Source organism: Clostridium sp. CTA-7 (assembly GCF_054768095.1).
In genome coordinates this window covers 38,033-55,935 of sequence record NZ_BAAAAV010000006.1, presented here as the reverse complement: position 1 = coordinate 55,935, position 17,903 = coordinate 38,033, and the positions used below count along the sequence as shown (strand labels likewise).

18 protein-coding genes and 1 other annotated feature are annotated in these 17,903 nt (G+C 29.5%); of the genes, 12 read left to right on the top strand and 6 right to left on the bottom strand.

Annotated features, from left to right (window positions below):
• Positions 1 to 234: 234 nt before the first annotated feature.
• From ACYUEX_RS12475 to hypE, 9 genes are read left to right on the top strand one after another with little or no spacing between them, the layout of a single operon-like run.
• Positions 235 to 1,050 (top strand): hydrogenase small subunit, encoded by an 816-nt coding sequence (locus tag ACYUEX_RS12475; protein WP_460288604.1) that lies wholly within the window; start codon positions 235 to 237, stop codon positions 1,048 to 1,050.
• A gap of 15 nt (positions 1,051 to 1,065) precedes the next feature.
• Positions 1,066 to 2,472 carry a nickel-dependent hydrogenase large subunit gene (locus tag ACYUEX_RS12470; protein WP_460288497.1) on the top strand — a complete coding sequence of 469 codons (1,407 nt, stop codon included), beginning with the start codon at positions 1,066 to 1,068 and terminating at the stop codon, positions 2,470 to 2,472.
• Positions 2,472 to 2,951: a hydrogenase maturation protease gene (locus ACYUEX_RS12465; protein WP_460288496.1), complete on the top strand. Its 480-nt coding sequence runs from the start codon at positions 2,472 to 2,474 to the stop codon at positions 2,949 to 2,951. Before ACYUEX_RS12470 ends, ACYUEX_RS12465 begins: the two co-directional genes overlap by 1 nt.
• Complete coding sequence (locus ACYUEX_RS12460; protein ID WP_460288495.1) at positions 2,944 to 3,228, top strand: hydrogenase maturation nickel metallochaperone HypA/HybF; 285 nt, start codon at positions 2,944 to 2,946, stop codon at positions 3,226 to 3,228. Before ACYUEX_RS12465 ends, ACYUEX_RS12460 begins: the two co-directional genes overlap by 8 nt.
• On the top strand, positions 3,188 to 3,853 hold the full coding sequence (hypB, locus tag ACYUEX_RS12455) for a hydrogenase nickel incorporation protein HypB (protein WP_460288494.1): 666 nt from the start codon (positions 3,188 to 3,190) through the stop codon (positions 3,851 to 3,853). Before ACYUEX_RS12460 ends, hypB begins: the two co-directional genes overlap by 41 nt.
• Positions 3,854 to 3,861: 8 nt before the next feature.
• Positions 3,862 to 6,144, top strand: a complete 2,283-nt coding sequence (gene hypF, locus ACYUEX_RS12450) for a carbamoyltransferase HypF (RefSeq protein ID WP_460288493.1) — start codon at positions 3,862 to 3,864, stop codon at positions 6,142 to 6,144.
• 4 nt (positions 6,145 to 6,148) lie between these two features.
• Complete coding sequence (locus ACYUEX_RS12445; protein WP_460288492.1) at positions 6,149 to 6,382, top strand: HypC/HybG/HupF family hydrogenase formation chaperone; 234 nt, start codon at positions 6,149 to 6,151, stop codon at positions 6,380 to 6,382.
• Positions 6,379 to 7,407 carry a hydrogenase formation protein HypD gene (gene hypD / locus ACYUEX_RS12440; RefSeq protein WP_460288491.1) on the top strand — a complete coding sequence of 343 codons (1,029 nt, stop codon included), beginning with the start codon at positions 6,379 to 6,381 and terminating at the stop codon, positions 7,405 to 7,407. Before ACYUEX_RS12445 ends, hypD begins: the two co-directional genes overlap by 4 nt.
• Positions 7,408 to 7,428: 21 nt before the next feature.
• On the top strand, positions 7,429 to 8,433 hold the full coding sequence (gene hypE, locus ACYUEX_RS12435; RefSeq protein ID WP_460288490.1) for a hydrogenase expression/formation protein HypE: 1,005 nt from the start codon (positions 7,429 to 7,431) through the stop codon (positions 8,431 to 8,433).
• 34 nt (positions 8,434 to 8,467) lie between these two features.
• On the opposite strand, the gene ACYUEX_RS12430 is transcribed toward hypE, so the two are convergent.
• On the bottom strand, positions 8,468 to 8,596 hold the full coding sequence (locus ACYUEX_RS12430; RefSeq protein WP_460288489.1) for a hypothetical protein: 129 nt from the start codon (positions 8,594 to 8,596) through the stop codon (positions 8,468 to 8,470).
• Between the two features lie 196 nt (positions 8,597 to 8,792).
• On the opposite strand from ACYUEX_RS12430, the gene ACYUEX_RS12425 reads away from it, so the two are divergent.
• On the top strand, positions 8,793 to 9,485 hold the full coding sequence (locus ACYUEX_RS12425; RefSeq protein ID WP_460288487.1) for a CDGSH iron-sulfur domain-containing protein: 693 nt from the start codon (positions 8,793 to 8,795) through the stop codon (positions 9,483 to 9,485).
• A gap of 104 nt (positions 9,486 to 9,589) precedes the next feature.
• Here ACYUEX_RS12425 and asnS read toward each other — a convergent pair whose 3' ends face one another.
• Entirely contained in the window at positions 9,590 to 10,984 is a 1,395-nt protein-coding gene (gene asnS / locus ACYUEX_RS12420) for an asparagine--tRNA ligase (RefSeq protein ID WP_460288485.1), read from the bottom strand.
• A 53-nt stretch (positions 10,985 to 11,037) separates the two neighbouring features.
• Positions 11,038 to 11,343 (bottom strand) — a binding site (T-box leader).
• A 93-nt stretch (positions 11,344 to 11,436) separates the two neighbouring features.
• Between asnS and ACYUEX_RS12415 the strand changes: the two genes are divergently transcribed.
• The gene (locus tag ACYUEX_RS12415; RefSeq protein ID WP_460288483.1) at positions 11,437 to 11,847 is read left to right on the top strand and encodes a cytochrome b5 domain-containing protein; all 411 of its coding nucleotides are present in this window, start codon (positions 11,437 to 11,439) and stop codon (positions 11,845 to 11,847) included.
• A gap of 61 nt (positions 11,848 to 11,908) precedes the next feature.
• Here the strand turns inward: ACYUEX_RS12415 and ACYUEX_RS12410 are convergent, their stop codons facing one another.
• Entirely contained in the window at positions 11,909 to 12,607 is a 699-nt protein-coding gene (locus tag ACYUEX_RS12410; RefSeq protein WP_460288481.1) for a metallophosphoesterase family protein, read from the bottom strand.
• 144 nt (positions 12,608 to 12,751) lie between these two features.
• Here ACYUEX_RS12410 and ACYUEX_RS12405 point away from each other — a divergent pair, with 144 nt between their 5' ends.
• A complete protein-coding gene (locus ACYUEX_RS12405; protein WP_460288479.1) occupies positions 12,752 to 13,828 on the top strand; it encodes a M24 family metallopeptidase in 1,077 nt (358 codons plus the stop codon).
• Between the two features lie 83 nt (positions 13,829 to 13,911).
• Here the strand turns inward: ACYUEX_RS12405 and ACYUEX_RS12400 are convergent, their stop codons facing one another.
• The 3 genes from ACYUEX_RS12400 to murC all read right to left on the bottom strand — a co-directional run bounded on the left by ACYUEX_RS12400 (position 13,912) and on the right by murC (position 17,659).
• Positions 13,912 to 15,132, bottom strand: coding sequence for a NupC/NupG family nucleoside CNT transporter (locus ACYUEX_RS12400; RefSeq protein ID WP_411169461.1), 1,221 nt, complete (start codon positions 15,130 to 15,132; stop codon positions 13,912 to 13,914).
• Between the two features lie 56 nt (positions 15,133 to 15,188).
• The gene (locus tag ACYUEX_RS12395; RefSeq protein ID WP_411169462.1) at positions 15,189 to 16,007 is read right to left on the bottom strand and encodes a purine-nucleoside phosphorylase; all 819 of its coding nucleotides are present in this window, start codon (positions 16,005 to 16,007) and stop codon (positions 15,189 to 15,191) included.
• 278 nt (positions 16,008 to 16,285) lie between these two features.
• Positions 16,286 to 17,659: a UDP-N-acetylmuramate--L-alanine ligase gene (murC, locus tag ACYUEX_RS12390; RefSeq protein WP_460288476.1), complete on the bottom strand. Its 1,374-nt coding sequence runs from the start codon at positions 17,657 to 17,659 to the stop codon at positions 16,286 to 16,288.
• Positions 17,660 to 17,903 lie beyond the last annotated feature (244 nt).

Genomic DNA, 17,903 nt, shown 5'->3' with positions numbered 1-17,903 from the left:
ATTTATTGTTAAATAAACTAAGAATTAATTATAATAATGCATAATTTAATATTTGTAAGTATAGTAGGAAGATTTACACTTGTAAGGTCTTCTTATTTTTTATTAAAAATAAAGTTATCTTGAATTTAGCCGTATAAAGTATAGTCATAAAATTATTAAAATAGGAATAAAGTTTATAAAACAATAAATATAGAAGGTGTGACATTGGCGAAGAAAAGATGTCCAAGAGAAGTAATAGCTTCAACTTTAAGTAGAATACAAGATAATAGCTTAAAAAAGATAAATCTTATTTGGTTAGAGGCTTGTGGCTGCTCAGGAAATATTATTTCACTTTTAGATGCTAATACTCCAGATATACCGTATTTATTAACTCAGATAGTAAATATGACTTACAATAATAGTATTATGGGAGCAGAAGGGCAGAGAGCTTTTGAGAAATTTCTTGAAACATTAGACACTGAATTTATTTTAGTTGTAGAAGGAGCTGTAACATCAAGAGATAATGGGTTTTATAATATAATAGCTCAATATAATGGGAAAGTTATTTCAGGGGCAGAGGCTATAACACTTGCAGCGGGAAAAGCAAAGCACGTTTTAGCTGTTGGTACATGTGCATCATATGGTGGTATATCTTCAGCAAATTCCAACCCGTCTTTAAGCAAAAGCGTCTCAGATTTTTTAACTAGGGAAGTTATAAGAATTCCTGGTTGCCCTGCTAATCCTCAGTGGGTAATAAGTACTATAGCTCATCTAATTTCATATGGATTGCCAGAATTGGATTCAGAGGGTCGCCCTTTATTTTTATACGAAGAAACTATACACACTTATTGTTCTAGAAGATCATTTTTTGATAAAGGAAATTTTGCTACAAAGCTGGGGGATAAGGAGTGTATGTTTCAATTAGGGTGCAGAGGTCCAATTACAAAGACAAATTGTCCACTTAGAAAATGGAATGATAGGGTAAATTGGCCTATAGAGGATAATACACCTTGTATTGGTTGCGCAAATGAGGGGTTCCCTGACAAAATTGAGCCCTTTATAAATTTTTAGTTGTGGAGAAAATATATGAGTGAAAAGATTATAATAAATCCAATTACAAGAATAAGTGGTTTTTTGCAAATAGAGGTTACTATAGAAAAAAATATAGTAACAAATGCTAGAAATACTGGATTTCTTTTTAGAGGATTTGAAGAAATGCTAAAGGGGAGATCACCATTTGACGCCATTTATTTCACTGAGAGAATATGTGGTATATGTTCAACAGCACATGGGTTTGTATCAACAGTTTCTTTAGAAAATGCTTTAAACATTACCCCAAATGAGAATGGAAGTATATTGAGACAAATAATGCATGCATGTGAGTTTTTACAAAATCATATAAGACATTTTTATCAATTTGCAATACCTGATTATGTACAAATAGATATTAAACCTGGAAATAATACTGAAGGAAGAAAATATAAATTACCAAAAGATATTAATGATAGATTGAATAATCATTATATTGAAGCTTTTAAATATAGTAGAGATGCCCATAAGATGTTAGCCATATTAGGAGGAAAGGCTCCACATAATCATGGAATTTTTGTTGGAGGTGCAACAGTTAATATCGATGTAGCAAAAGTGGTTGAACTTAAATCTATATTATATTCAATTAGAAATTTTGTTAATAATGTAATGATTGAGGATATAAATATAATTTCTAAATACTATCCTGAGGATTTTAAAAATGGAGGGGGATATGGTAACTTTTTAAGTTATGGAGCATTTGATAGTGATTTTAATGAGCCTAACGGCTATGTAAAAAGCGGAGTTATTATAAATAATTTGAGAGAGAAATTTGATATAAATAATATAAGTGAAGATATTGTCTACTCTTACTACTCAGATTCTAAGAATGTTTTAACACAGGAAGATAGAAATTGGAAACCAGACACAAATAAAAAGAATGCTTATAGCTGGGTTAAGGCAGCAAGATATAAGGGTCTTCCTATGGAAGTAGGACCACTTGCTAGACTATGGCTAAATGGGGAATATACTAAAGGAATATCTACTTTAGATAGAACTATGGCCAGAGTTATTGAAGCTAAAAGAATATGTGATATAATCGAAGATCTTTTAAATAAAGTTAAGCTTGAACCATCTGTACAAAAACAATGGGAAATACCAGAATATGCAAATGGAGTTGGAGTGAGTGATACCACGAGAGGAGCTTTGGGACATTGGGTGACAATTAAAGAAAAGAAAATTGAAAGTTATAACATAATAACACCATCATCTTGGAATATATCACCTGAAGACTCTGTAGGAAATAAAGGAGTTGTAGAGAAGGCATTAATAGGAACTTATATAGAGGATATAAAAAATCCTTCTGAAGTTGGGAGAATAATAAGATCTTTTGACCCTTGTGTTTCCTGTGCAACTCATATTATAAGTGATAAATTTAGGGATTTTAGTATGAGGGTTGTTTAATGATTAAGGTTATTGGAATAGGGAACCTATTAATGGGTGATGATAGTATATCACTTAAGATAATTGATTCAATAGAAGAAGAATTAAAGAAATTAAATTTAAGTATAGAGTGTATAAAAGCAGAAACTGATTTTAATTATGCTTTAGATAATATACAAAATGGTGACCTTCTATTTATTTTAGATAGCACACTATTAGGATTAGAATGTGGACAAATAACTAAAATTTCATTAAATGAAGCCGAAAAATATTCAAGTAATTTACTATCAATACATGGTATGAGCCTACTTTCACTAATTAATTATTCCAATACTGAAATCGAAGGTTTCATTTTAGGAATTGAGGTAATAGAAGTAGGTTTTAGTTTAGAGATTACTAATGAGTTAAAGACAAAATTTAAAGAAATATGTAGTGAAGTCTATAAAATTATTAAAGATAATAGCTTAGAGTATATGGAAAAGGGTGAAACTAGTGCATGAATCATCAATAGCATTTGAGATATATAGCATAGTAGATGAAAATATCAAGAGATACAAGCTTAAAAATGTAAGCCTAATAATTATTAAAGTTGGTAGTTTTAATGGAATAGATGAGGAATCTCTTAAATTTGCTTTTAGAGCACTAAGTAAAGGAACAAAGTGTGAAGGTGCAGCAATAATTATAGAGGTAGTAGGGGGATTTGAACTACTTGTTGAAAGGATAGAGGGGGAAGAGGATGAAGAGTATATCAATACAAAGAAGGATACTACAATCTAATACTGAATTTGCAGAAAAAAATAGAAAGCTTCTAAAAGAAAAAGATATATTCACTATAAATATATTTGGATCTCCGGGGGCAGGAAAAACTTCAATTCTTGAAAAGATAATAAAAAATATGAAAGATACAATTTCTATTGGGGTAATAGAAGGAGATTTATATACTACAAAAGATGGAGAAAGAATAGAAGGGCAAGGTATACCTGTTGTTCAAATAAATACCTGTGGTGCATGTCACTTAGATGCTGCTATGATAGAAAATTCTATTGAAAATATGGATTTAGAAGATTTAGATTTAATTTTTATAGAAAACATAGGAAATTTAGTATGTCCTGCTTCCTATGATTTAGGAGAAGACTGTAGAATAACAGTTTTAAGTATTACAGAAGGAAATGATAAGCCACTTAAATACCCTTTTATATTCCAACAATCAGAAGCAGTTGTTTTAAATAAAATAGATATTATAAATTTTACAGACTTTAATATAGATGAGTTTTATGAAGATATTTACTCTTTAAATAAGGATATTAAGGTGTTCGTTATATCAGCTCGCAATGGGAAGGGAATAGAAGAATTATGTCATTACTTAATAGATAAGATTAATGTCAGAAGGGAGCTTTCTTAGAGAATACTATGATTAGAAAATATATATTGGTAAAGGGATTAGTACAAGGTATAGGGTTTAGACCTTTCGTATATAAAATAGCATTAAAAAATCATGTAAATGGATTTATAAAAAATAGTAGCACAGGTGTAATTATAGATGTTGAAGGAAATAAAAAATCTATATATAACTTTATAAATGATTTAAAAAATCCATCCTTAGAGCTTTTAAATATTGAGAAATTTATAATAGAAGATAGAGAATTAGTGAACTATAAAGCTTTTAATATAGAAGGAAGTATTAATGAAAGCAAGGGAATGACATTTATTACACATGATTTAGGGATTTGTAAAGATTGCTATAAAGATATTATAGATAAAAAAAGTAACAGATATTTATATCCTTTTACTAACTGTACAAACTGTGGACCAAGGTATTCAATAATAAAGTCACTTCCTTATGATAGATCATCAACAACTATGAATGATTTCAAAATGTGTAAATCTTGTAATGAAGAATATAATAATGTATTTAGCAGAAGATTTCATGCACAGCCTAATTGTTGTTATAAATGTGGACCAGAATTAGAGCTAGTTGATAAAAAAGGAAACAAAGTAGATACAGAAAATCCAATTAAAGAAACTATTAAGCTAATAAAGGAAGGGAAAATATTATCCATTAAAGGTATAGGAGGATTTCATTTAGTTTGTGATGGTAAAAATGAATATATAATAAATAACCTTAGAAAGAAAAAGAATAGATTAACGAAGCCATTTGCTTTAATGATGAAAGATATTGGAACTGTAAAAAAATATTGTTTTTTATCTATAGATGAAGAAAAAATATTGTTGAGTAATAAAAAACCTATATTGATTCTTAATAAAAAGGAAGAAATATTACCTTACAATATAGCTCTAGGTAACAAGACCTTAGGTATTATGCTTCCCTACACTCCATTGCACTATCTTCTCTTTGATGAAGATTTAGATACACTTATTATGACAAGTGCAAATATTAATGGGATGCCAATAATTTATGATAACAAAAAAGCTATAGTAGAGTTAAGTAGCATAGTAGATTATCATCTTATTAACAATAGAGATATTTACACTTCAGTAGATGACTCTGTAACTAGATTTATTTTAGAAGGGGAAAGGGTTGTTAGACTAGGAAGAGGTTATTCACCGTTATATTTAAAGGGAGAAAATTTTAAAGAAAGCCTAAGTCTTGGTTCGCATTTAAAAAATACATTTTGTTTTTGTAAGGATGAAAATATAATTTTAAGCCAATACATAGGTGATTTAGAAAATTTAGAAACCTTAAATAGATATGACGAGGCTATAGATACACTAAAAAATATTTATAATATAAATCCAAGGTTAGTAGCTTATGATTTTCATCCCAATATTTTTTCATCTGAATATCTAAAAAAATTTAAGGGGAAAAAGATAGGTGTCTACCATCATCATGCTCACATTGTTAGTGTTTTATTTGAGAATAAAATAAAAAATAAAGTTATTGGTGTTGCTTACGATGGAGCAGGTTATGGGAATGATGGAACTATATGGGGAGGGGAATTTTTATTAGCTAATTGTAAGGATTTTAAAAGAGGTGGACATTTAAATTTAGTAGCTATGCCTGGAGGAGATATAGCAGCTAGAAATCCTATTAGAATGGCTATTTCTTATCTTTACAAGACTTATGGGGATAAGGTAAAGGAAAATTTAAAAGAGATATGTAATTTAAATTATAATAAAACGTCATCTATAGAAGAAAAAGAAATTGAAATATGTATTGATATGATTAAAAAAGATATAAATTCTCCAAAAACATCAAGTATGGGACGATTGTTTGATGCAGTTGCTTATATTCTAGGTTTTAACAAAAGAGTGACCTTTGAGGGGGAAGCTGCTATTTATTTAGAAAATATAGCTTCAGGTAATAATGTAGGTAGCTATAAGTTTAGTATAGATTTTATAAATGAAAACTATATTATAAACACAGATAATATAATTACTGGAATAATTGCAGATTTAAAAAAACAAACTTCAAAGGAAGTTATTTCTATGCGCTTTCATAATACTATAATTAATTTTACATTAGATGTTTGTGAAAAGTTATCAAAGGATTATGGAATTAAAAAAGTTGCACTTAGTGGAGGAGTATTTCAAAATAAAATTCTTCTTAATGGAATATATAATGCTTTAAGAAAAAGGTCCTTTAGTGTTTATATAAATAAACAAATACCTTGTAACGATCAAGGTATTTCATTAGGTCAGCTAGTAATAGCAAATGAAAGGGAGATGAATTAAAAACATGTGTATTGCAGTTCCGCTTGAGGTTATTGAAATATATAATGAGGAAGCAATGGTACATTATAATGGTGTTAGGATGAAGGTGAATATAGCTCTTTTAGATGATGTGGATATAGGAGACTACCTTCTTGTTCATTCAGGTTGTGCAATAGAAAAATTAGATAGAGAACAAGGAAAAATTACACAAGAATTATTTGATAAATTATTTAGTTCTGAATATGAAGGTGAAATATGAAAGGTTTAGAAATAGATAGGGAAATAAGAATAATGGAGATTTGCGGAACTCACACTATGTCAATTTTAAGAAGTGGAATAAAGAACATTTTACCTAATAATATAAAATTAATTAGTGGTCCAGGATGTCCTGTATGTGTAACAAGTCAAGGCTATATAGATGCAGCTATAAAGTTAAGTGAAAGAAAAGATATAATAATAACAACATTTGGGGATATGATCAATACTCCAGGAACTAATGGTTCTCTAAATCTTCAGAAAGCTTTAGGTATGGATATAAGAGTAATATATTCGCCATTAGAAGCAGTAAATGTTGCTAGAAAAAACCCTGATAATGAAGTTGTATTTTTAGCAATAGGATTTGAAACCACAGCACCAACTATTGCTCTTGCTATAGAAAAGGCTTATATGAGAAATTTAAGAAACTTTAGTGTGTTTAGTGCTTTAAAAACTATGCCTCAAGCTATTAAATATTTAATTAGTGATAAGGATGTCAAGGTAGATGGTATCATTTGTCCAGGGAATGTAGGTACTATTATTGGTGAAAGAGACTTTAGTTTTATTAGCGAAGAACTAAAAATACCATCAGTTATAGCTGGTTTTGATGACCAGGATGTTATGGCAGCCATTTATTTATTAGTAGATATGATAAGGGAAAATCAGATTAATTTAAGGAATATTTACGGCAGATTTGTTAGATATGAAGGAAATAAAAAAGCTAAAGAGTTGATGAATAAGGTTTTTGATAATTATAATGGCAACTGGAGAGGTCTTGGATTCATTGAAAATAGTGGATTACAGATTAATAGTGAATATAGTGACTATGATGCAGAAGTTAAGTTTAATATAAAAGTTAAAGAGAGTAAGGCTTTAAAAGGATGTATTTGTGAATACATAATACAGGGAAAGAAAGCTCCAGAGGATTGTAAATTTTTTTGTAATAAATGTACTCCTTCTAATCCTGTAGGAGTTTGTATGGTGTCTAGAGAGGGAACTTGTAGAATACATTATATGTATTTAAACTAATAATAAAAGAGGTTGTTGAATATGGATATTATTACTTTATCTCATGGAAGTGGTGGAAGGAAAACTAATGAACTTATTAATAAAATTTTTTATAAACATTTTAATAATGAAATACTTCTAGAGCAAGGAGATTCTAGTATAATTAAAAATTTAGATGAGAAAATTGCTATAACAACTGATTCATATGTAATAAATCCAATATTTTTTCCAGGAGGAGATATAGGTAAATTATCCATATGTGGGACAGTAAATGATTTAGCTGTCAGTGGGGCAAAACCTCTTTATATTACAGTTGGATTTATAATTGAAGAAGGGTTAAGAATTAGTGATTTAGAGAGAATTGTTAAATCCATGGCTAAAACTGCAAAGCAATGTTGTGTTAAAATAGTTGCAGGGGATACCAAGGTAGTGGAAAGAGGTAAGGGAGATAAGGTTTATATTAATACTACAGGCATAGGCGTATTTGAAAATAATTTAAATCTATCTAGTCAAAGGATTGAAGAAGGAGATAAGGTTATTGCAAGTGGTACATTAGGAGATCATGGAATAACTATACTATGTGCGAGGGAGGAGCTAAATCTAGAGTCTGAAATACAAAGTGATTGCAATGCACTACATTTACTAGTTAGAGATATTTTAAAGGCTAGTAAAAAAGTTAAATTTATTAGGGATATTACAAGAGGTGGACTTGCTACAACTTTAAATGAAGTAATAGAAGAAAAGAGCATAAGTATATTATTAAATCAAAACTCTATCCCAGTAAGAGAGGATGTTAGCGCTATTTGTGAAATATTAGGAGTCGATCCATTATATATAGCAAATGAGGGCAAAATCGTATTGATCGTTTCAAAGGAAGATTCAGAGGGGGTTATTAAAGTCATGAAAAATAATCCTTTAGGAAAAAATGCAGCTTTAATAGGAGAAGTAGTAAAGGATGACCGAGGAAAGGTGTATTTAAAAACTAAAATTAATGGTACAAGAATATTAGGTATGTTGGAGGAAGATATTATACCTAGAATATGCTAACCCCTAGCTTGCTATAAATAAACTAGTAGGTTAATTATAATACTGATAATGTAGTACCTACCATTAAAAGAGATGCCAATGTAATAGTTAATATTTCTAGATCAAATTGTTGTTTAAAGGATATTTCAACATAAAATTCTAAGTTTGTGTTAAAGTTATGCAAAATAGTATAAAACTTTATGAATCCTTGACAACCACAGATATTTTTCAATATAATGTTAAAAATATCAAATAATATAAGACTCTTCTTAAAAACTCATGACTTCAATTTCATGACAAATAACATTATGTAGTATTTTAAAATTGTAAAATACAAATTTACTTTTAACCATTAATTATGATATAAAAGGAGTTTTTTAATGAATTATTATGAAAGAATAGAAGAAAATTTAAATAAAATTTGTTTAGAATGTAAATTTTACAACACAAACCAATGTATACCATTCAAGTGCAATATAGGATTTGCTAAAAATGCTGTAGAAGCTACCAAGAAAAATGGATTGAAGATAATTAGTGATGGGATTAAATTAATACCTAAAAATGACATAAAAGTATATAACGAAAATCTGACTGCTAAAAGCATAGCAAGTGTATGCAGGTTGTGTAAAGAATGCAAGCAAGATCATGATGAAAATTGTATAATATCATTAAGTAGAAAATCATTAGAAAGTACATATTTTAAAGATGATGTTATTTATCCCGGAAATATATTAATGTATCTAGTTAATGTAGCTAAGCAGGATCAAAAGCTTGCTAATAAAATAAAGGCTGAATATGATGAAATTATTAAAGAACATTCACAAGAAATCGTTATGGACAAGTCTTTAATAGCGAAAAAGCATCCTATTTTAGTGGAGTTAAAAGAAGATCAAACATACTTTTGGTGCACATGTGGAAAAAGTTCAAGTATACCATTTTGTAATGGTGCACATGTAGGTACATCATTTACACCTTTAACTTTTATTGCTAAAAAAAGTGAGAAGGCGCATTTATGCGCTTGTAATCACACTAAAAATCCACCATTTTGTGATGGATCACATTTAAAACTTTAAGTGTAAAAATAACACAATAAACTTTATGTAATAAAAATGTTTCTAAATTGATTAACTTAATTAAACAAACCTAGTAAGCAAGCTGTTTACTAGGTTTTGTTTTATTAGAAATCAGATTGTCCTGTAGTTCTTGGGAATGGTATTACGTCTCTGATGTTTGACATTCCTGTAATGTACATTATTAGTCTTTCAAAACCTAATCCAAATCCAGCGTGCTTAGTTTCTCCGTATTTTCTAAGCTCTAAATACCACCAGTAATCTTCTTCTTTAAGTCCAAGTTCAGCCATTCTCTTAATTAAGATGTCTAACCTCTCTTCTCTTTGGCTACCACCTATAAGTTCTCCTATACCTGGAACTAAAAGGTCTGTTGCAGCAACTGTGTTTCCATCATCATTCAGCCTCATATAGAATGCTTTTATATCCTTTGGATAATCAGTCACAAATACAGGTCTTTTAAAATGTTCTTCAGTAAGATATCTTTCGTGTTCTGTTTGTAAGTCAATTCCCCATTCAACAGGGTATTCAAACTTCTTATCAGCTTTCTTTAGTATTTCAACTGCATCTGTATAAGTTACTTTACCAAAGTCAGATGAAATTACATGATTTAATCTATCTAGTATTCCTTTATCAACAAATTGATTAAAGAATGCCATTTCTTCTGGACATTCAGCTAAAACATATTCTAAAACATACTTAAGCATATCTTCAGCTAATTCCATATCATCTTGTAAATCAGCAAATGCTATTTCAGGTTCTATCATCCAGAACTCTGCAGCATGTCTTGCTGTATTTGAGTTTTCAGCTCTAAAAGTAGGTCCAAAAGTATAAATGTTTCTAAATGCTAATGCATAGCATTCACCATTTAATTGGCCTGATACTGTAAGATTACTTTCTTTACCAAAGAAGTCTTGTTTAAAATCTATAGCGCCTTCTTCAGTTTTTGGAACGTTGTGTAAGTCTAGAGTTGTAACTTTAAACATTTCACCGGCACCTTCAGCATCACTTCCAGTAATTAAAGGTGTGTGAGTATAAACAAAACCTCTTTCTTGGAAGAATTTGTGTATAGCATAAGCAGCTACTGAACGTACTCTAAATACAGCTGAAAATGCATTGCTTCTAGGTCTTAAATGAGCTATTGTTCTAAGGTATTCAAAACTATGTCTTTTCTTTTGAAGAGGGTAATCTGATTGAGACATACCTTCTATAACTATTTCATTAGCTTGAATTTCAAAAGGTTGCTTAGCTTCTGGAGTAGCAACTAAAGTACCTATAACAGTTATTGATGAACTAATAGGTAGTTTTGATACTTCCTTAAAATTAGCAAGTTTATTATCAAAAACAACTTGAACATTCTTAAAGAATGTACCATCATTTACTTCAATAAATCCAAAAGCATTTGACGCTCTTAAAGTTTTTATCCAACCAGAAATTTTTATTTCTTTAGATAAATATTCATCTTGATTTCTGTAAAGTGATTTTACTAAACTAACTTTATCCATTATTGTTCCTCCTAAGATAAATTTTTATAAAATAAAAAAACCTCTCATCCCTAAAAAGGGACGAAAGGATAATTTCGCGGTACCACCCAAATTGCTATAAATAGCCACTCAATTGACACAGATAATGCCATTCAAATTATAACGGTTTGACTCCGTCTAAGTCTACTTAAGTGAGACTAAAAATTTTAATTTTGTTAGTCGAACTTACACCTTTAACATAAGGAAAAGGTGATCATTTTTCACTTGTTCGGTTAGAAACTCAGAGATGTTCTTCACTAAAGGCTTCGTATAAGGCTTACACCATTCCTTACTCGCTAAGACTACTTCCGTATAGCTACTCTTCTCATCACAGTAATAAAATTATAATGTTTATTACGATTTTACACCAATTCGCTAACATTTGCAACTTTAAATCATAAGATAATTTGAGGAAGCATTTTATGGAGGATTATATGAGCAATAGAGGTTTCTTAGAAGAAAAATTTATTGAATTAAATAAACTAAAAAGCATGCTAGTAACATATCCTGAAGAATACAAGGAAAATATATTACAAGTTATGGACAAGGTTTGCAATCAAATAAATTCTTATTTGAATGAAGTTACATTTCACAATAAGAAAAGAGATAATGGATTACTTGAATTAACTATAGAAGAATTAGCTAAATATAATGGGAAAAATGGAATACCAGCTTATGTTGCTATAAATGGTACTATATATGATGTTAGTGCTATACCACAATGGAAAAGTGGAGTACATTTTGGAGTTAAAGCAGGACTAGATAACACAGATGCTTTTAAAAAGTGTCATAGCATTAGGAGATTAAATAAACTTCCTATAGTAGGATATATAAAGGATGAATAAAAGGCGACCTTTGGTTAAGAATTAAAATTGCTACGATTTATTATTAACCGTAGCAATTTTTTTACTCATTTCCACTTTCATAGGATGAAATTAACTGTGGAGGAAAGTTAAGCATTTTAGAGTCCTTGACTATTCTTTTAAATTCATATTCTAATTCTCTAAATTTAACATCTATATTTTTATTTTCATCAATATTAATTAAGCAATATGTAGCGTTAGGTCTTCCTATTTTAGGCTTACCAACACTTCCAACGTTAATAAAGGTTTTTTGGTCGAATTTTTTGTAAGAAGGAATATGTGTATGAGCACAAACTAACACATCTTCTTTAAGATTTTTCATTATATCTTCTGTATTTTGCCCATCTTGGAAAAGATATTCATTTATTATATTAGGACTACCATGGGTAAATTTAATTTTTACTCCATTTATATCATAGTCTAAAAATGTTGGCAGTTGTGATAAATAATATTTATTTGAGGCTCTAACTTCTTCACATGCCCAAGGAAGTGCAAATGAATTAACTGAATTATCTCTTATAAAAGTAAAGCCTTCATCTACTACTGATGCATCATAGTTTCCCTTTAGACAGGGGATTTCTCTTCTTTTTATTAAAGCAATAACCTCATTTGGATGAGGACCATAGCCAACTAAATCACCAAGGCAAACTATTAAGTCAACTCTTTGTTCATCTATATCCTCTAGTACCTTAAGTAGTGAGTAAATATTTCCGTGTATATCCGAAATTGCAGCTATTTTCATAAGTATATCCTCCTAAATAATATATTTTATATTATATCACTTAAAATATTTAGGATAAATAATTTTAATATGATTATAATAAATAGATATTATTTCATCCATAAGGTATATTATATTTATAGGTTAAAAAAAGGAGGTACAGATATGAAGCTAAATAGAGTACAAAATGTATTAAAAGCTATGGAGGAACAAGGATTAAATCAAATAATAGTATCATCTCCACCAGCAATTTTTTACTTAACAGGAAAGTGGATTTCACCAGGTGAGAGAATGATTGCTTTATATTTAAACACAAATGGTAATCATAAATTTATAGTTAATAAATTATTTCCTATATATGAGGATTTGGGTGTAGATTTGATTTGGTATTCAGATATAGAGGATCCAATAAACATATTATGCACAGTTGTGGACAAAGAAAAGACCTTAGGTGTGGATAAAAATTGGCCAGCACATTTTTTAATAAAGCTTATGAATAATAATGGGGCAAAAGCTTTTGTTAATTCATCACCTATAATAGATAGATTAAGAATGATAAAAGACCAAGAGGAAATAGCCTTAATGAAAAAGTCTTCTGAAATTAATGATAAGGTTATGCTTGAACTTTGGGATAACTTAAAAGAAGGAAAAACAGAAAAATATTATGCTAACCTTTTAACTGAATTATATGAAAGTTATGGAGTAAATGAGTTTTCATTTTCACCTATAATTGCTGTTAGTCCTAATGGAGCCGACCCGCATCATCATTCTAGTAATGATACTATAAAGAAAGGGCATAGTATAGTTCTAGATATTGGTGGTGTGTACAATTCATATTGTTCAGATATGACAAGAACAGTATTTTTTGGTGAAGCACCTAATGAAAGGCATGCAAAGATTTATAATACAGTTAAGGAAGCAAATCAAAGTGCTATAAGAAAAGTAAAAGAAGGAATGAAATTCTCTGATATAGATAAAGCAGCTAGATCTTATATAGAAGCAGCTGGATATGGTGAATATTTTACTCATAGAACAGGTCATAGTATAGGAATAGAAGACCATGATTTTGGAGACGTTAGTTCTGTAAATAATGAGGAAATAAAAGCAGGTATGATATTTTCTATAGAACCTGGAATATACCTAAAAGATGACTTTGGTGTAAGAATAGAAGATTTAGTATTAGTAACTAAGGATGGGTGCGAAGTATTAAACTCTGTAAGTAAGGAGATAACTATAATTTAAAAATAAGGCTGAGTTTTAGATATTATCTAAAACTCAGCCTTATTATATTTAAAGAAAATTATAATAAATTTTTTAGCTAAATACTAAAATAGTACACCAGCTATTGTTGCTGTTAAGCAGGTTGCTAATACACCACCTATAAGAGCTTTAAAGCCTAGTTTAGCAATAGTAGATTTCTTTTCAGGTGCTAGACCACCTATACCTGCTATTTGAATTGCAATAGAGCTAAAGTTAGCAAATCCACATAAAGCATATGTTAACATCATCACAGTCTTTGGCTGTAGTACATTAGCTGCTATTAATTTTCCAAGCTCAGAGTATGCAACAAATTCATTTAATATTATTTTTTGACCAAGTAAACTACCAGCAGCTGAAATATCTGATAAAGGTACTCCCATAACAAATGCTAATGGAGAGAATAATTTTCCTAAAATCCATTGAAAACTTAACTCAGGAAATCCAAATAAACCCCCTATAGCACCTATTAAGAAATTAACTAAAGCTAATAAGGCTATAAATGCTAGTAACATAGCACCAACATTTAATGCTAATCCTAAGCCATCACTTGCTCCATTTGCAGCAGCTTCAACTAAGTTAGATGAAGTATTTTCAACTACTATATCAGAAGAATTTTTAGTTTTACTTTCTTCTGTTTCTGGGATTATAATTTTTGCTAAAACTAATCCAGCAGGAGCAGCCATTATGCTTGCAGCTAAAAGGTGACCAGCATTAACTCCCATTGCTACATAACCAGCCATTACACCACCAGCAACAGTTGCCATTCCACCTATCATTATAGCTAAAAGTTCAGACCTAGTCATATCCTTTACAAAAGGCTTAACAAGAAGTGGAGCTTCAGTTTGACCTAAAAATATGTTTCCAACTGCACTTAATGTTTCAGAACCACTAGTTCCAAGTAACTTAGCTATAAACTTAGCTATAAATTTAACTATAAATTGCATTATTCCAAGATAGTATAACACTCCCATTAATGCTGAAAAGAATATTATTGTAGGTAAAATTTGAACTACCCACACAAATCCTATTCCACTTACATCGGCAAGTGGTCCAAATAAGAAGTTTGTACCCTCTTTAGTAAAGTCTAGTAGTTTTGTTATTGCACTACTAGCACTTTCAAATACTCTTCTACCAACTGGAACTTTTAATATTAATATAGCAAATATTATTTGTAATCCTAAACCAGATACAACTAAACGCCAATTGATTTTCTTTTTGTTTTCTGAAAGTAAAAAAGCTATTCCTAATATAACAATAATTCCTAGTATTCCAACAAATCTTTCCAAGTTTAATTTCTCCTTCGTTTGGTTATAAAATTTTCTTTAGTAAAATAGTTAAATAATTAAATAACTTCAATTATTTTATTCATAAATGAAGTGAATTTCTCTTTTACCATATTAGAAGTTTCTACTACTTCTTCGTGGTTTAAAGGTTGCTCTAAAATTCCAGCAGCCATATTAGTTAAACATGATATTCCTAATACCTTCATTCCTGAATGATTTGCAATTATTACTTCTGGAGCTGTAGACATACCTACTGCATCACCACCAAGTATTCTTGCCATTCTAACTTCAGCAGGAGTTTCGTAAGTAGGACCACTAAACATCATATATACTCCTTGCTTAATATCAATGTTTAGATCTTTTGCAACTTCTAAAGCCTTACTTCTAAGCTCTGGATCGTAGGCAGTAGACATATCTGGAAATCTAGGTCCAAACTCTTTAAGGTTTCTACCTATTAGAGGGTTATCTCCAGAGAAGTTTATGTGATCAGTTATAAGCATTAAATCCCCAGGTTTAAAGCTTGTGTTAGCAGCTCCAGCAGCGTTAGTAACGATTAATTTATTAACTCCAATTAATTTCATTACTCTAACTGGGAAAGTTACTTCGTTATAGCAGTATCCCTCATAGTAATGGAATCTACCTTGCATTGCAACAACACATTTTCCATTTAACATACCTATAACTAATCTTCCAGCATGACCTTCAACAGTTGATATTGGAAAGTGTGGAAGGTCTTCATAAGGGTAAAATTCAGGATTTTCTATAGAGTCAGCTAATGATCCTAATCCAGATCCTAAAATTAAACCGATTTCAGGTTTGTATTTAGATTTTTGTAATATAAAATCTGCAGCACTTTGAATTTTGTTTGATAATTCCATGAAATCACCTCTACTCTAAAATTTGTATTTTATATAATTTTAAATATATAAGAATATTATATAAAAATACTTATAGTTCTCGTAAATTATAAAATAAACCTAGATAAAAATAAATATAAAAAGCAAACAATATCAATATTATTAGGATATTAGTCAAAAGAAAACAAAATAAATACTATAAGGAAATAGAACAATACCAAATAATATTAGCATATAAGTTCTATGTCCATATAGTATTTACTAATAAAGTAATAATATAAGTAAAAATTTGATATCTATTATTTTAAAATTAAGTCGGCAACTTTAACTACATCTCCAGCACCAATAGTTAAAACAATGTCATCTTTAGTGATTTTACTTTTTAAATAATTAGCAGCTTCTTTGTGACTGTGAACATTAATACACTTTATACCTTTAGCTCTTATTGCATCTCCAAGATCATTAGAGCTTACAATTCCAGTATCTTTTTCTCTTGCTGCATATATATCCATAAGTAGCAGTTCATCTGAGTTAGAAAAGCATTCAGTAAAATCATTAAATAATGTTTTTGTTCTTGTATAAGTATGAGGTTGAAATACTGCATAAATATTTTTGTGTGGAATTATATTAGCAGTATCTAAAGTAGCTTTAATTTCTACTGGATGATGTGCATAGTCATCTATTATAGTTGAGCCATTAAATTCCCCTTTGTATTCAAATCTTTTATGAGCTCCCTTACATTCAGCTAATCCTTCAATTATTGAAGAATGAGGTAAGTTAAATATTAATCCAACACAAATAGTTGATAAGGCATTTAATATATTGTGTTTACCTGTAGTATTTAGTGTAATATCAAATAACTCTATGTTATCTCTGCACACAGTAAAACTAGCACAGCCTTTATTATTAAAGGAAATATTTTTAGCTGTTACATCACCTTTATTTATTCCGTAGCTAATAGTATTACAATGAGCTTTATTTAATATTTCATTTACATTTTCATCTTCACAATATCCGATTAAATATCCATCAGAAGGAATTATATTAGAGAACTTTTCAAAAGTCTCTTTTATATGATTTAGATCTCTGTAGTAATCTAAATGATCTGCATCTATATTTAAAATTATTCCTATATAAGGATAGAATTTTAAAAATGATTCTTTATATTCACAAGCTTCTGTTAAGAAGTACTCACTGTTTCCAATTTTAAAGTTTCCATCTATTACATCTAAATCTCCACCAACTAGTATAGTGGGATCTAAATTTGCTTTTAAGGTTATATGAGAAAGCATGGATGTACAAGTTGTCTTTCCATGAGTACCGGAAACAGCAACATTATATTTATGTCCATTCATAATTAAACCTAAAAATTCTGCTCTGTCCATCATCTCTATTTCTTTTTCCTTAGCCTCTAATATCTCAGGGTTATCTGATGGAATAGCAGCTGTATAAACTACTAAGTCAACATTTTTCAAGTTATTTCTATTATGACCTATGTAAATTTCAGCACCTTCAGATTTTAATTTATTAGTAATGCCAGATTCTTTCGAATCAGAACCGGATACCTTAAACCCCTTAGTTAATAAAACAGCAGCAAGACCACTCATGCTAACTCCGCCAATACCTATAAAATGAACCTTCTTATTTAAATCTTTGTTAAGATCAAAAGACAAAAAAATCAACCCCTTTATTATTAAGAATTCTTTACAAATTTATTGTAAATAGTTTTCACCTTATAATTATATACAAATTTAAGAAAATGAACACATAAAAAAGCAGTATATTAAATAATTTAGTGAAAAACATTAAAAAAAGTGACAATTATAAATAAATTTAGAGAGATAACTGTTTAAAATGTATTGATATTGAGAAGGATATAGAATAAAATATGAATATTAGATGCTTGAAATTAACGAA

Bases quoted from the DNA above. Each gene is read 5' to 3' on its own strand.
- hypF (WP_460288493.1), top strand. From the start codon at position 3,862: ATGATTAGAAAATATATATTGGTAAAGGGATTAGTACAAGGTATAGGG.
- ACYUEX_RS12395 (WP_411169462.1), bottom strand. From the start codon at position 16,007: ATGGAATTATCAAACAAAATTCAAAGTGCTGCAGATTTTATATTACAA.
- ACYUEX_RS12445 (WP_460288492.1), top strand. From the start codon at position 6,149: ATGTGTATTGCAGTTCCGCTTGAGGTTATTGAAATATATAATGAGGAA.
- hypB (WP_460288494.1), top strand. From the start codon at position 3,188: ATGAAGAGTATATCAATACAAAGAAGGATACTACAATCTAATACTGAA.
- ACYUEX_RS12405 (WP_460288479.1), top strand. From the start codon at position 12,752: ATGAAGCTAAATAGAGTACAAAATGTATTAAAAGCTATGGAGGAACAA.
- hypD (WP_460288491.1), top strand. From the start codon at position 6,379: ATGAAAGGTTTAGAAATAGATAGGGAAATAAGAATAATGGAGATTTGC.
- ACYUEX_RS12415 (WP_460288483.1), top strand. From the start codon at position 11,437: ATGAGCAATAGAGGTTTCTTAGAAGAAAAATTTATTGAATTAAATAAA.
- asnS (WP_460288485.1), bottom strand. From the start codon at position 10,984: ATGGATAAAGTTAGTTTAGTAAAATCACTTTACAGAAATCAAGATGAA.
- hypE (WP_460288490.1), top strand. From the start codon at position 7,429: ATGGATATTATTACTTTATCTCATGGAAGTGGTGGAAGGAAAACTAAT.
- ACYUEX_RS12425 (WP_460288487.1), top strand. From the start codon at position 8,793: ATGAATTATTATGAAAGAATAGAAGAAAATTTAAATAAAATTTGTTTA.
- ACYUEX_RS12410 (WP_460288481.1), bottom strand. From the start codon at position 12,607: ATGAAAATAGCTGCAATTTCGGATATACACGGAAATATTTACTCACTA.
- ACYUEX_RS12470 (WP_460288497.1), top strand. From the start codon at position 1,066: ATGAGTGAAAAGATTATAATAAATCCAATTACAAGAATAAGTGGTTTT.
- ACYUEX_RS12465 (WP_460288496.1), top strand. From the start codon at position 2,472: ATGATTAAGGTTATTGGAATAGGGAACCTATTAATGGGTGATGATAGT.